This window comes from Streptomyces thermovulgaris (assembly GCF_002155915.1).
Taxonomy (GTDB): Bacteria; Actinomycetota; Actinomycetes; order Streptomycetales; family Streptomycetaceae; genus Streptomyces; species Streptomyces thermovulgaris.
In genome coordinates this window covers 1-14116 of the sequence record NZ_MUME01000032.1, presented here as the reverse complement: position 1 = coordinate 14116, position 14116 = coordinate 1, and the positions used below count along the sequence as shown (strand labels likewise).

Here is a 14116-nt window from a genome sequence, read left to right as displayed (position 1 = left end):
CGTCACATTCCTTCCCTGGTGCTGCGCATGGCGCCGAAGCCGGTCAGCCGGACCAGCAGCAGCGACAGCGCGGTGGCGGCCACGACGAGGAAGGTCGCGACGGCGCTCGCGTAGCCGAAGTCGTAGCTTCTGAAGCCCGCCTCGTACATCAGGTACGGCAGGATCGCGGTGTCGGTGCCGGGACCGCCCTGGGTCAGGATCAGCACGGTCTCGAAGTACGTCAGCGAGCCGACGATCATCAGCACGCTCGACATGGTCGCCGTGTTGCGCAGCTGCGGCAGGGTGATCGAGAAGAACTGGCGGTAGCGGCCGGCGCCGTCGATCGCCGCGGCCTGGTAGAGGACGTCGGGGATCTGCCGCGCCCCGCCCTGGTAGAGCAGGGTGTGGAAGGGGATGAACTGCCAGCCGCCGACGAAGACGATCGCGAGGAAGGCACCGGAGGTGGTGCCGAGCGTGTCGCCCTGGATGAGGCCGAAGTTGGGGTCGAGCAGGGCGTAGAAGAGCAGGGCGATCGCCGTCGAGGACAGCAGGAACGGCACGAAGAAGATCGCGGAGAGGATCGCCCGGTTGCGCTGGCGGCCCGCCGCCCAGACGCCCAGCAGCAGCGACACGACCGTCTGGAAGGCCCAGCTGACCACGGTGAGCAGCACGGTCACCGTCAGGGACTGGGTCAGACGCGGGTCGTCGATCAGTTTGCGCCAGTTCGCCAGGCCCACCGGCACGGGGTCGCCCAGGCCGTTCCACTGCGTGAAGGACAGGCAGAAGGCCAGGACCATGGGGACGACGGCGAAGAAGGCGAAGAACAGCACACCGGGCAGGATCCAGGCGGTGTGCGGGCGTCCGGCCCGCACACCCGTCCCGGAACCGTTCCTGCGGGGCCCGTCCTTGGTGACGGGCCCCTCCTTCGTCACGGGGGTGACGGTCGAGCTCACTTCAGCCCCTTGAGCGCCGAGACGAACTGCGCCGGCGACGACTTGCCCACGAACAGCTTGTTGATCTCGGTGAGCATCGGCGACTGCCAGCTCGGGTCGACCGCCTGGTCCCAGCTGAGGGTGAACGCGGGCGCCTGCTGCACCATCTCGTACTGGAACCTGGCGAACTCGGGGTTGGGGGAGGCGTCGAGCAGCTTGGCCGCGTTGGAGGTGGTCGGGATGTCGCCGTTGTCGATCAGGTCCTTGGCGTACTCCTCGGAGGCGCAGTCCTTGAGGAAGGCGATCGCGGCGTCCCGGTTGGAGGTACGGGCGTTGACGGACCAGTAGTTGGTGGGGTTGCCGACGACGTTGCGGATGTCGCCGGAGCCGCCCTCGTACCTCGGGAACGCGCACCAGCCCAGGTGCTTCTTGGCGAAGTCCGGGAACTTGCCGAGCTGGGTGGAGTACTCCCAGGAGCCCATCAGGTGCATCGCCGCCTTGCCCCGGGCGAACACGGCGGGAGCGCCGCCGTTGTTGTACGACACCGAGCTGAAGCCCTTGCCGAAGGCGCCGTCGTCGATGAGCTGCTTGACCGTCTCGGCGGCCTTGAGGACGGCCGGGTCGCCCCAGCCGGAGGCGTCGCCGTTCTTGATGCGCTCGAAGACCTCGGGGCCGCCGATGCGGTCGACCAGGTACTCCAGCCACATCAGTTCCGTCCAGGTGTCGGCGCCGCCGAGCGCGAACGGGGTGATGTTCGCCTTCTTCAGCTTGGCGTTGATGTCGAGCAGCTGGTCCCAGGTGGTGGGCGGCTGGAGCTTGTGCTCGTCGAAGATCGTCTTGTTGTAGAAGAGGATCACCGGCTGCATGCCCCGCATGGGGATGCCGTAGCGGCGGCCGTCCAGCGCACCGGAGTCGAGGACGGAGGGCAGGAAGCCGTCCTTCAGGACCGGGTCGGACTCGATGACGTCGGTGAGGTCGACGAGCTGGTTCGCCTCCTTGTACGCCTTGATCGAGCCGCCGCCCCAGTTGAAGAACACATCGGGGGCGTTGGGAGAGCCCATCGCGGTGCGCAGTTTGGCGGGGTAGTCGGAGGCGGGCACCTTCTCCAGCTTGACCTTGCCGCCGGTCCTCCGGGCGGCGGCCGAGGCGTTGAACCGCTCGGCGGCCTTGACCTGGATCTTCACAGCGTCGTCGCCGTACACCATCGCCGTGATGGTGCCGGAGCCGCTGCCGGAGCCGCCGGAGCCGCTGCCGGAGCCGCAGGCGGTCAGTCCGGCGGCCGAGATGAGGGTGGTGGCGCCGACGCCGAGGAACCAGCGTCTGCTGTAGGACTCCATGTGACGGCACCTCTCACGATGTCGTGTTTCCGGATGGTCGTCCGGCCGGCGCGGATGTGCGGCCGAGGAGTGCGCGGCCGGAGAAGGGATACATCCTGTGCAAGGCCGAATGTTTCGTAGAACACTTCGAATGTTCCGGGAACCTATGGCGCGCAAAGGGGTTCGTCAAGGGGTCGTGCAGAGATACGATCGCCCGCATGAATCCTCCGAAGCCCGCAGAAACACAGACCGCCACGCTTGCCGAGATCGCCCGTGAGGCCGGTGTGTCGGCTCCGACTGTTTCGAAAGTTCTCAACGGGCGGGCCGATGTCGCCCCGGCCACCCGCAGCCGTGTCGAGGAGCTGCTGCGGGCCTACGGCTACCGGCGCCGGCGGGCCGAGGCGACCCGCTCACCGCTGATCGACCTGGTCTTCCACGAGCTGGAGAGCGCCTGGGCGATGGAGGTCATCCGGGGAGTGGAGAACGTGGCCCGGGACGCGGGGCTGAGCGTCGTGCTCTCCGAGAGCGCGGGCCGGCTCACCCCCGGGCGGACCTGGGCCGACCAGGTCGCCGCCCGCCGCCCGCACGGGGTGATCCTGGTGCTGTCCGAGCTCGACGACTCCCAGCAGGCGCTGCTGACCAGCCGCTCCATCCCGTTCGTGGTGATGGATCCGGCCGGCGACCCGGGCGCCGACGTGCCGTCGATCGGCGCGACCAACTGGCAGGGCGGACTGGCCGCGACCCGGCATCTGCTGGAGCTCGGGCACACCCGCATCGGCGCGATCAGCGGGCCGTCGCGGATGATGTGCAGCCGCGCCCGGATCGACGGCTACCGGGCGGCGCTGGAGACGGCGGGGGTGCCGGTGGACCCGTCGCTGATCATGGCCGGCGACTTCCACCACGAGGCCGGCTACCGGCTGGGGCTGAAGATGCTGGACCGCGAGGACCGGCCGACCGCCGTCTTCGCGGGCAACGACCTGCAGGCGCTCGGCCTGTACGAGGCGGCACGCGAGCTGGGGCTGCGCATCCCGGAGGACGTGAGCGTGGTCGGCTTCGACGATCTGCCGGTGGCGCGCTGGGTGGGCCCGCCGCTGACGACCGTGCGCCAGCCGCTGACCGAGATGGCGGAGACGGCGGCGAAGCTGGTGCTGGAGCTCGGGCGCGCGCAGGAGGAGCCGGTGGCGACCCGGGTGGAGCTGGCCACGAGCCTGGTGGTGCGCAGCAGTACGGCGGCGCCGGCGGGGTGAGGCCGGGGCGGTCGCGGCCCTCCGCCCGCCCGGGGCCGGCCGGGGCGTGCAAGGTGCCTTCGACGGGTCTTCAAGGAGCCTTCAAAGGGCGTCCATGGGATGTTCAAGGACCGCCGAAACTTTCGGAGATGAGATTTTCCGAGGAAGGGGCTCGTAGAACCCTCCCCCCTGACGGGCTCTTCGAAGCTCGGTCGTATGTTCCTCTCCGTGAGGGGACACAACAGGGGACATGACAGGGAACTCGGGGACGGCGGAGAGGTCTGCAGACGGGGGACACGACGGTCGAGGGTGCTGAAGGCCATGGGCCTCACCCTGGCCGGTGCCCTGGTCCTGGGCGTCGTGGCGGCGGGCTGGGCGTACTGGCGGCTGAACCACAACATCACCGGCGTCGACATCAACAACGCGCTCGGCGACAACCGCCCGCCCAGACCGCTGGCGGACCCGGCGGCCGAGACGGCCGCCCTGCCCGGCGGCGCTCTCAACATCCTGGTACTGGGCTCGGATTCGCGCAGCGGCGCGGAGAACAAGGAACTCGGCGGCGGCGACAGCGAGGGCGCGCGCTCCGACACCGCGATGGTCGTGCACATCGACGAGGGCCGGACCTCGGCGACCGTGGTGAGCATCCCGCGCGACACACTGGTGGCGCGCCCGTCCTGCCCGCTGCCCTCGGGCGGTTCGACGGCGCCGGCGTTCGGCGCGATGTTCAACAGCGCCTACGCGGTGGGCGGGCCGGTGTGCGCGGTGAAGACGGTCGAGACGCTCACCGGCATCCGCATGGACCACTACGTCGAGATCGACTTCTCCGGCTTCGCGAACCTGGTGGACGCGCTCGGCGGGGTCACCGTCACCACCGAGCAGGACATCGACGACGACAAGAGCCATCTGCGGCTGGAGGCCGGCACCCACCGTCTGGACGGCACCCAGGCCCTCGCCCTGGCCCGCACCCGGCACGGCATAGGCGACGGCAGCGACCTCGGCCGCATAGGGCTGCAGCAGATGCTGGTCAAGGCCATGCTGGAGGAGGCCGCCTCCAGCAACCTCCTCCAGGACCCCGCCCGGCTGTACCGGATCGCCGACGCGGTCACCGGCAGCCTGACCACGGACACCGGCCTGGACTCGCTCGCCGAGCTGATGGGCCTCGCCCAGAGCCTGAAGGGCCTGACGGCCGAGAACGTGACGACCGTGACCCTGCCGGTGGTGCCGGCCCCGCACAACCCCAACCGTGTGGTGCCGCAGGAGCCGGAGGCGAGCGACCTGTGGGCCTCGCTGCGCTGACCGCTCCCGGTCTTCGGGGCGTCAGCGCACCGGGTGCCCGAGCAGCATGGCCGGGGCCCCCGCGACACGGGTGAGGAACACCGTCGCGGTGTTCCTCCCCTGCGGCTTGGGGAGGACCTTGCGGCGCAGCTCCTCCGGCTCGACCGCCGAGCCCCGCTTCTTCACGGTCAGCGTGCCGATCTCGCGTTCGCGCAGCAGGGCCTTCAGTTTCTTGACGTTGAAGGGGAGTTGGTCGGTGATCTCGTAGGCGGAGGCATAGGGGGTGGGGCGCAGCGCGTCGGCGGTGACGTACGCGATGGTCGCGTCGAGGAGACCGCCGTCGAGGTCCGCGGCGACCTCGGCCACGAGATGGGCGCGGACGACCGCGCCGTCCGGCTCGTACAGATAGCGGCCCGGTGCGCGGACCGGGGGGTCGGGCAGGCCGCGGGACCGCAGGGTGTGCGGGCCGGGCAGCAGGGTCGCCCGGACCAGGCCCGGCTCGGTGCCGAACCACAGCACCGCCTCCTTCACGTCCCCGCCGTCGGAGACCCACTCGGCCTCGGCCTGCGGCGGGATCGCCTCGTGCGGAATGCCCGGGGCGATCTTCAGGGCGGCGTGCGGTGCCTTCAGGGCCGTGCCGACGGCCCAGGAGAGCGGGGGCGAGTACGCCTCCGGGTCGAAGATCCGGCCCCGGCCTCCTCTTCTGGCCGGGTCCACGAAGACGGCGTCGTACGGCGAGGGGTCCACCCGGGTCACATCCGCCTCCCGGACCTCGATCAGCTCGCCGAGCCCCAGGGCCTCGGCGTTCGCGCGGGCCACGGCGGCGGTCAGCGGGTCCCGGTCCACGGCGAGGACCCGGATCCCCGCGCGGGCCATCGCGATCGCGTCGCCGCCGATCCCGCAGCACAGATCGGCGACCGAGGACACGCCCAGCGCCCGCAGCCGCTGCGCCCGGTACGCCGCCACGCCCGCGCGTGTCGACTGCTCCACCCCGTTCGGGGTGAAGAACATCCGCTGCGCGTCCTCGGCCCCGAACTTCGCCGCCGCCCGCTGCCGCAGACGGGCCTGGCCGAGTGCCGCCGACACCAGCTCGGGGGGATGGTGCCGGCGCAGCCGGGTGGCGACGGCGAGTTCGTCGGCGGGGTCGAGGGCGCGCACCTCGTCCAGGAGGGCACGGCCCTCGGGGGTGAGCAGGGAGGCGAAGGTGTGGAGAGGGTCGTTCACCGGCTCATTGTGGGCCGCCCGGTGGACGGCGCGCTCCGGGGCGCGGTGTCGTCCCGGGATCCCGGCGGCGGCCTGCGAGGATCCAGCGGCATGAAGCTGGTCGTACAAAATGAAAAAAGAATCATCAAAGCCCCTCAAAGGGGTGCAGGGCGCAGAGCCGGGATCCGGGGCGGACTCGTGGGGCTCGCCATGGCCGCCCTCGCCTCGGGCTGCACCCCGTCGGGCACGCAGGCGCATCCGGCTCCCGGCCAGCAGCGCCTCCAGGCGCCGTCGGCCCGCGCCCTGGACTCCTACGCCACCCGTCTGCGCACCTCCTACGAGCAGCGGGCGGCCGCCGCCGGCCGCTGGGGCCTGGAGCAGGTACCGCTGCCGCCTCCGCCGCCGCCCGCCGTGAAGCCGAGGATCACCCCCCGCCCGGGCTTCGAGGTGACCGGTCAGGAGGAAGAGGACCTGCCCCCGGTCTTCACCACGGTCCCCACCACGCACAAGGTCGTCTTCCTCACCATCGACGACGGCGCGGAGAAGGACCCCGCGTTCCTGCGCATGATGAACGAGCTGAGGATCCCGTACACGGCGTTCCTCACCAACTACCTCGTCGAGAGCGACTACGGCTACTTCCGGGCGATGCAGGCCTCCGGAGTCACCCTCAACAACCACACCCTGCACCACCCGTATCTGCCGGGCCTGTCCTACGAGGAGCAGAGGCACGAGATCTGCGGCATGCAGGACGTCATGGAGAAGGAGTTCGGCAAGCGGCCGAAGGCGTTCCGCCCGCCCTACGGCAACTACAACCGGGACACCCTGCGTGCCGCCAAGTCCTGCGGCATCGCGTATGTGCCGATCTGGAACGAGGAGGTCTTCGCCGACCGCTGGGAGTTCCGTGAGAGCGACTGGCGGCTGCGGCCCGGGGACATCGTCCTCACCCACTTCCGGGGCCCCGCCGAGTGGAACGGCACGATGGTCGACGCCATGCGCCGGTTCCTCGACCGTGTGACGGCCGAGGGGTTCGCGGTGGCCCGGCTGGAGGACTACCTGTGACGGTGCACAGGGAGGTGCGCACGGCAGTGCGAAGGGGGGTTCCCGGCCCGTCGACATGGTCCGTGAACCGCGGCCGCCGCTCGGCGTGTTCCTCATGGACGGTGTCGTCGGACCGGGGCGGGCGCCGTGCGCACCCGGCGACACACCTGTGGCAAACAGGAAGAAAAAGGGGCAAGACCCCCCGGGGAGTGGTCACTGAGGGAAACGGAGCCGTGTCCGAACGGGGAGGAGAGGGGCCCCGCCGACGCGCCGCGAGGCAATTGGCACTCAGCTTGACCGAGTGCTAATCGCGGTCATAGTCTCGGTGCTGGCACTCCCCCCTGGAGAGTGCCAATAAAGCGACGGGCAGGTCCGGCACCCGCGACGACGGATCGACCTGGTCGCCACCTCAGACAGTCAACCCCGTGAGATCTCCGAAGGGGGAGGTCGGATCGTGACGACCACCAGCTCCAAGGTTGCCATCAAGCCGCTCGAGGACCGCATTGTGGTCCAGCCGCTGGACGCGGAGCAGACCACGGCCTCTGGCCTGGTCATCCCGGACACCGCCAAGGAGAAGCCCCAGGAGGGCGTTGTGCTGGCCGTGGGCCCGGGCCGCTTCGAGGACGGCAACCGTCTCCCGCTCGACGTGAAGGTCGGCGATGTCGTGCTCTACAGCAAGTACGGCGGCACCGAGGTGAAGTACAACAACGAGGAGTACCTCGTTCTCTCGGCTCGCGACGTGCTCGCGATCATCGAGAAGTAAGCCACCTCAGCACCCTGCTGTGAGCTGCGCCCCTGGCCCCGCGACCGATCACAGGCCGGGCGTCCGGGGCGCAGTTGTTCTCCGCTCAGATTTCCGAGAGGGCTCCCGCTGCCATGGCGAAGATCCTGAAGTTCGACGAGGACGCCCGTCGCGCCCTCGAGCGCGGCGTCAACAAGCTGGCCGACACGGTCAAGGTGACGATCGGTCCCAAGGGCCGCAACGTCGTCATCGACAAGAAGTTCGGCGCCCCCACCATCACCAACGACGGCGTCACCATCGCCCGCGAGGTCGAGATCGAGGACCCGTACGAGAACCTCGGCGCCCAGCTGGTGAAGGAGGTGGCGACCAAGACCAACGACATCGCCGGTGACGGCACCACCACCGCCACCGTGCTCGCCCAGGCGCTGGTGCGCGAGGGTCTGAAGAACGTCGCCGCCGGTGCCTCCCCGGCCGCGCTGAAGAGGGGCATCGACGCCGCGGTCAAGGCCGTCTCCGACGACCTGCTCACCTCGGCGCGCCCGATCGACGAGAAGTCCGACATCGCCGCCGTGGCCGCGCTGTCCGCCCAGGACCAGCAGGTGGGTGAGCTCATCGCCGAGGCGATGGACAAGGTCGGCAAGGACGGTGTCATCACCGTCGAGGAGTCCAACACCTTCGGCCTGGAGCTGGACTTCACCGAGGGCATGGCCTTCGACAAGGGCTACCTGTCGCCGTACTTCGTGACGGACCAGGAGCGCATGGAGGCCGTCCTCGACGACCCGTACATCCTGATCCACCAGGGCAAGATCTCCGCGATCGCGGACCTGCTGCCGCTGCTCGAGAAGATCATCCAGGCCAACTCCTCCAAGCCGCTGCTGATCATCGCCGAGGACGTCGAGGGCGAGGCCCTGTCCACCCTGGTCGTCAACAAGATCCGCGGCACGTTCAACGCCGTCGCCGTCAAGGCCCCCGGCTTCGGCGACCGCCGCAAGGCGATGCTGCAGGACATGGCGGTCCTCACCGGCGCCACCGTGGTCTCCGAGGAGGTCGGCCTCAAGCTCGACCAGGTCGGTCTGGACGTCCTCGGCACCGCCCGCCGTGTCACCGTCACCAAGGACGACACCACGATCGTCGACGGTGCCGGCAAGAAGGAGGACGTGGAGGCCCGCGTCGCCCAGATCAAGGCCGAGATCGAGCACACCGACTCCGACTGGGACCGCGAGAAGCTCCAGGAGCGTCTCGCGAAGCTGGCCGGCGGCGTGTGCGTGATCAAGGTCGGCGCCGCCACCGAGGTGGAGCTGAAGGAGAGGAAGCACCGTCTGGAGGACGCCATCTCCGCGACCCGTGCCGCGGTCGAGGAGGGCATCGTCTCCGGTGGTGGCTCCGCGCTCGTCCACGCCTCCAAGGTCCTGGAGGACAACCTCGGCAAGACCGGTGACGAGGCCACCGGTGTCGCGGTCGTCCGCAAGGCCGTCGTCGAGCCGCTGCGCTGGATCGCGGAGAACGCGGGCCTGGAGGGCTACGTCATCGTCTCCAAGGTCAAGGAGCTGGAGAAGGGCAACGGCTACAACGCCGCCACCGGCGAGTACGGCGACCTGATCAAGGCCGGCGTCATCGACCCGGTCAAGGTCACCCGCTCCGCCCTGGAGAACGCCGCCTCCATCGCCTCCCTCCTGCTGACGACCGAGACCCTGGTCGTCGAGAAGAAGGAGGAGGAGAAGCAGGCCGCCGCGGCGGGCCACGGCCACGCCCACTGAGGCGCCTCACCGGCCTGACCTCTCAGGTGCCCGGCACCCCTTCGGGGGCGCCGGGCACCGTCGTTGTCGCCGGAGGTGCCGGACCCGGTGCCGGTGCGGACGGATGACGGACCGTGTCCCCGGCGGCCGGCGGACACCGTGGCGAGGAGCACGGCGGGGAAGCCCGGGCGCATCGAGGAGGGGCGACGACGAGGAACGGTTCACGAGGGCGCCGACGCCGGCACGCGCGGCGGCTGTCGCGCTCTTTGGGTGCGGCACGGCGGGCCACTCGAAGGGTTCGTCGCCCGGCAGGAGCGAGCAGTGCGCCTTGGACATGACCATGCGACAGGCTGCGGACCGGGCCGACGCGATGCTCGATGCCACGCGTGACGCGATCGGACCCGGCGTGCGGTGGACTCATGGGGCCACGACGAGGGGAAGCCGCGTTCTGCCGCGGCACCGTGCCGTCATGACCGTATGACCGTGATTGCCCAGGAGCGCACAGGGGGATTCCGGGGCTGGTGCGGCGGCAGATGAGGCGCCCCGCTCTCCCCGCCGGTTCGGCCGTGGGTCAGCGCGGGCCGTACTTGCGGCCCGTCTTCGAGGTGATGCCGCCCAGCAGGTTGCGGGGCGCCACCTTCGCCAGGCCCATCAGCGTCTTGTAACGGGGGTCCGGGATGGACAGGGTCCTGCCGCGCTCCAGGTCCGCCAGCGCCGCCGCGACCACCTTGTCCGCGTCCAGCCACATCCAGTTCGGGATGTTGTCCGTGCTCATGCCGGCCCGCTGGTGGAACTCGGTGCGGACGAAGCCGGGGCACAGCGCCATCAGCCGTACGCCGCTGCCGGCCAGGTCGTGCGCCACGCCCTGGGTGAACTGCACCACCCACGCCTTGGACGCTCCGTAGGTGCCGCGCGGTACGAAGGCCGCCACCGAGGCCACGTTCACCACCGCGCCCCGGCCGCGCTCGACCATCGTCTCCGTCGCCGCCGACGTCAGCCGCAGCACCGCCTCGATGTGCACCTTGAGCATCCTGAGCTCGTCGCTCACGGGAACGTCGAGATAGCGGCCCTTGTTGGCGAAGCCCGCGTTGTTGATCAGCAGGTCCACGGGGTTCGTACGGCTGCGCAGCCGGGCGGCCACCGCGTCGATGCCCTCGTCCGTGGCCAGGTCGGCCGTCAGCACCTCCGCCTCGATGCTGTGCCGGTCGTGCAGTTCGGTCGCCTGCTCCGTCAGACGCATGGTGTCGCGCGCCACCAGGACGAGGTTGTGTCCGTCCGCCGCCAGTCGCCGTGCGAACGCGGCACCGATGCCTGCGGTCGATCCCGTAATCAGAGCCGTGGTCATGGCCCAAGAGTAGTGACCGGAAGCGGAACGATCCGCTCAGTGCCGCGTTGTCCCCCTCCCGGGTCAGTGGCCCGTGTGGCCCCGGGGAGTCCCGGCCGGCTGCCCCTTCTCGACCACCACGAACTGGCCCATCATTCCCTTGTCTTCGTGATACAGCATGTGGCAGTGGTACATGTACGGGGTGTCCGGATCCGCCGGTCCCGTGAAGCGCAGCGCCAGCTTCACCGTCGCACCGTGCGGCACGAACACCGTGTCCTTCGGCCCGCGCAGGGCCGGCGGCGGTGCCTTGCCGTTTACCTCCACGACACGGAACCGCACGTCGTGCACATGGAAGTTGTGCGGCATGCCGTTGGTGTTGCGCAGCGTCCACACCTCGGTGGTGCCGCGTGTGACGACCTCGTCGATGCGCTCCATCCGCATCGGCCGGTCGTTGATCCCGGACCGCTTCAGGTCGAAGTGCCGTCCGCGCACGGCCTGTCCGGCATCGGGCAGCTCCGAGGGCACCAGCGTGGCGGGAAGGTCCGGGGACGGGCGGAGCCTCTGGTCCGCCCGCAGCTGGAGGACGTCGAAGGAGTCGTCGCCTCCGTTGAACCGCTGCTGCCACCTGTCCCCGTAGTTCTTCTGCGGGAAGCTGCGGAGCACCACCCGCTCACCCGCCGTCATCCGTACGACGATCTCGGCGCGTTCGCCCGGTGACAGCTGCACCCGGTCCATGACCGCGGGCCGCTCCAGCAGACCGCCGTCCGTGCCGATCAGCGAGAAGGCGCGGTCGTCGGAGAACCCGAAGGCATAGGTGCGGGAGGTCGACGCGTTCAGCAGCCGCAGCCGTATCAGCTCGTCGTGGATCCGCCGATAGGGGCGCAGGGTGCCGTTGACCATGGTCCGGTCGCCCAGGAAGCCCACGTTCTGCATCAGCCCCCGGTCGCCGGCCAGCCGCGGGCCGTCGAACCGGACGTCCTGCACGATGAGCGGAAGGTCGTCGACGCCGTACCGCTTCGGCAGGGGCAGACGCGCCGCTGTCTCGTCGTCCAGCAGGAACAGGCCCGCAAGACCCCGCCGCACATGGTCCTCGGTCCTGCCGTGCGGATGCGGGTGGTACCAGAGGGTCGCCGCGGGCTGGTCCACCGTCCAGTGCGGGGTCCAGGTGGCTCCCGGGGCGATCATCTGGTGCGGCCCGCCGTCCATGCGGGCCGGCAGATGCATGCCGTGCCAGTGCACGGTCGAGGACTCGTCCAGGCCGTTGGTGACCCGCACCCGCACCTTCTCACCGCGCTTCGCCCGCAGCGTGGGGCCGAGATAGGAGCCGTTGAACCCCCAGGTCGGCGTCCCGACCCCGTCCCGGAACTCCGTTCGGCCCCGCTGCATCCGCAGGGTGAAGACCCGGGTGCCGTCCTTCTCCACGGTCGGCTCGGCCAGGGGCGGTATCGCCAGCGCACGGTCGAAGGGCGCCCTGCCGACCGTGCTCACCTTCGCATCGGTCCACAGCCAGGCGAGCAGCGCACCGAGGGCCAGGGCCACGGTGACGACCAGCGAACCCAGCACGACGGCGAGGAGTTTCCAACGACGTGTCCAGCGGTGTGCGCGGCGCGGGATCCCGGGCGGGTCTCCTCCGTCCGCCGCCGTGCCGCGCGGGGTGTGACGAACCATGCCCGCAGCGTCGTGGAACACGGCTGACGGAACATCGGGGAACCTCCCGGAACCGCCCCTGACCCGGCCCCGGCCCGGCATCCGGGTTCTCCCCCAGGAGCCGTGCGGCGCCCGGCGTCGGCCGGGCGCCGCGGCACACCACCGGCACCTGACGTCCGGTCACACGACCGTGCCGGAACCGCTCTTCTCGCTCTCCTTGCTCTTCTCCGCCTTCTCCGCCTTCTCCGCTTTTTCCACGTAGGTCCGGGCCGCCGCCAGCGACTCCGGGTGCAGCGCCGTACCGGCCGCGAGCAGCCGGGGCAGCAGCGAGCGCTCGGTCGTCATGGCCCGGAACTCCAGGGCCACGGTCACGTCGTGGTCCGGACGGTGCACGATCTCGATGGGGTCGCCCGCCTGGATCTCGCCCGGCTCCAGCACCCGCAGATACGCGCCCGGCGCACCCTTGAGCGTGAACCGCTTCACCCAGCCCTCCTCGCCCATATGGCCCTGGAAGGTGCGGCAGGGAATCCGCCCGGACGTGACCTCGAGGAGCACCGAGGGGCCGATCCGCCAGCGCTCGCCGATCAGCGCGCCGGAGACGTCCAGGCCCCGCGTGGTGAGGTTCTCGCCGAAGGCGCCGTTGGGCAGCGTCCGGCCCAGTTCGCGTTCCCAGTCGTCGAGATCCTCGCGCGCCACCGCGTACACCGCCTGGTCGTTCCCGCCGTGGTGCCGTGTGTCGCACACCGCGTCCCCGGCCAGCCCGCTCGCGCCGACGCCCTTCGGCCCGGGGGCCGCGACCCGTACCGGTCCGTCCACCGGCCGCTTGTCGATGCCGGTCACGCCCTCGGGCTGGTCGGTGTACGGCACGGCCTGCGGACGGCCCAGATTCACTGACAGAAGCTTCATGGAGGCACGGTAGGAGACCGGCATAAAAGTGTCGATGCGTTATTCCAAGGGTGCCCAAAGATTCACTTATGCTCGACGGTGTGCTCGAGGCCCGTCATCTCCGTGTACTGCGCGCCGTGGCCACCACCGGCTCCTTCTCGGCGGCGGCGCGCGAGCTGGGCTGCACCCAGCCCGCCGTCAGCCAGCAGATGAAGGCCCTGGAGGCGTCCGTCGGCACCCCGCTGCTGATCCGCACCAGCCGCGGGATGCGGCTGACCCAGGCCGGCGAGGCGCTCGTACGGCACGCGGGCACCATCCTCGCCGGGCTCACCGCGGCCGAGGAGGAGGTCGCCGCGATCGCCGGGCTGCGGGCCGGGCGGGTGCGGCTCACCTCCTTCCCCAGCGGCAGCTCCACCCTCGTACCGCCCGCGCTCGCCGCGCTGCGCGCCGCGCACCCGGGCACACGCGTGTCCCTGGAGGAGGCCGAGCCGCCCCGGTCCGTCGAACTGCTGCGCGAGGGCGACTGCGATGTGGCGCTCGCCTTCCGCTACGAGGACGCCTCGAGCGCCGAGGAGTGGGACGACCTGGTCGTACGGCCGCTGCTGACCGACCGGCTCGTGGGACTGGTGCCCGAGGGGCACCGGCTGGCCCGTGCGAAGGCCGTCGCCATCGGGGAGCTCGCGGACGAGCCGTGGATCGCGGGCTGCCCGCGCTGCCGCGGCCAGCTGGTGCGGGTGTGCGAGAGCGCCGGCTTCACCCCCCGCATCGACTTCGCCACCGACGACTACCCGGCGGTGGCGAAGTCGATGCGGG

General features: G+C 70.5%; 12 protein-coding genes. 6 read left to right on the top strand and 6 right to left on the bottom strand.

Features of this window, described 5'->3' with window-relative positions:
* Positions 1-2: 2 nt before the first annotated feature.
* Together CCN35_RS03690 and CCN35_RS03685 are read right to left on the bottom strand one after the other, a co-directional pair.
* Complete coding sequence (locus tag CCN35_RS03690; protein ID WP_067397103.1) at positions 3-932, bottom strand: carbohydrate ABC transporter permease; 930 nt, start codon at positions 930-932, stop codon at positions 3-5.
* Positions 929-2248: an ABC transporter substrate-binding protein gene (locus tag CCN35_RS03685; protein WP_067397104.1), complete on the bottom strand. Its 1320-nt coding sequence runs from the start codon at positions 2246-2248 to the stop codon at positions 929-931. Before CCN35_RS03685 ends, CCN35_RS03690 begins: the two co-directional genes overlap by 4 nt.
* 197 nt (positions 2249-2445) lie before the next feature.
* Here CCN35_RS03685 and CCN35_RS03680 point away from each other — a divergent pair, with 197 nt between their 5' ends.
* On the top strand, positions 2446-3474 hold the full coding sequence (locus CCN35_RS03680) for a LacI family DNA-binding transcriptional regulator (protein WP_067397105.1): 1029 nt from the start codon (positions 2446-2448) through the stop codon (positions 3472-3474).
* 195 nt (positions 3475-3669) lie between these two features.
* A complete protein-coding gene (locus tag CCN35_RS03675; protein WP_079129831.1) occupies positions 3670-4749 on the top strand; it encodes an LCP family protein in 1080 nt (359 codons plus the stop codon).
* A 21-nt stretch (positions 4750-4770) separates the two neighbouring features.
* Here CCN35_RS03675 and CCN35_RS03670 read toward each other — a convergent pair whose 3' ends face one another.
* Entirely contained in the window at positions 4771-5952 is a 1182-nt protein-coding gene (locus tag CCN35_RS03670; RefSeq protein WP_067397106.1) for a THUMP-like domain-containing protein, read from the bottom strand.
* A gap of 90 nt (positions 5953-6042) precedes the next feature.
* On the opposite strand from CCN35_RS03670, the gene CCN35_RS03665 reads away from it, so the two are divergent.
* The 3 genes from CCN35_RS03665 (at position 6043) to groL (ending at position 9468) form a co-directional block, all read left to right on the top strand.
* A complete protein-coding gene (locus CCN35_RS03665) occupies positions 6043-6990 on the top strand; it encodes a polysaccharide deacetylase family protein (protein ID WP_211285485.1) in 948 nt (315 codons plus the stop codon).
* Between the two features lie 433 nt (positions 6991-7423).
* Positions 7424-7732 (top strand): co-chaperone GroES, encoded by a 309-nt coding sequence (gene groES / locus CCN35_RS03660; protein WP_067397107.1) that lies wholly within the window; start codon positions 7424-7426, stop codon positions 7730-7732.
* A gap of 113 nt (positions 7733-7845) precedes the next feature.
* On the top strand, positions 7846-9468 hold the full coding sequence (gene groL, locus CCN35_RS03655; protein ID WP_086791489.1) for a chaperonin GroEL: 1623 nt from the start codon (positions 7846-7848) through the stop codon (positions 9466-9468).
* A 550-nt stretch (positions 9469-10018) separates the two neighbouring features.
* Here the strand turns inward: groL and CCN35_RS03650 are convergent.
* The 3 genes from CCN35_RS03650 to CCN35_RS03640 form a co-directional block, all read right to left on the bottom strand.
* A complete protein-coding gene (locus tag CCN35_RS03650; protein ID WP_086791487.1) occupies positions 10019-10792 on the bottom strand; it encodes an SDR family NAD(P)-dependent oxidoreductase in 774 nt (257 codons plus the stop codon).
* A gap of 63 nt (positions 10793-10855) precedes the next feature.
* Positions 10856-12439, bottom strand: a complete 1584-nt coding sequence (locus tag CCN35_RS03645; RefSeq protein WP_143631365.1) for a multicopper oxidase family protein — start codon at positions 12437-12439, stop codon at positions 10856-10858.
* A gap of 159 nt (positions 12440-12598) precedes the next feature.
* Positions 12599-13324, bottom strand: a complete 726-nt coding sequence (locus tag CCN35_RS03640; RefSeq protein ID WP_086791499.1) for an MOSC domain-containing protein — start codon at positions 13322-13324, stop codon at positions 12599-12601.
* Positions 13325-13404: 80 nt separating this feature from the next.
* On the opposite strand from CCN35_RS03640, the gene CCN35_RS03635 reads away from it, so the two are divergent.
* A partial coding sequence (locus CCN35_RS03635) for a LysR family transcriptional regulator (RefSeq protein WP_107501025.1) occupies positions 13405-14116 on the top strand: 712 nt, incomplete at its 3' end.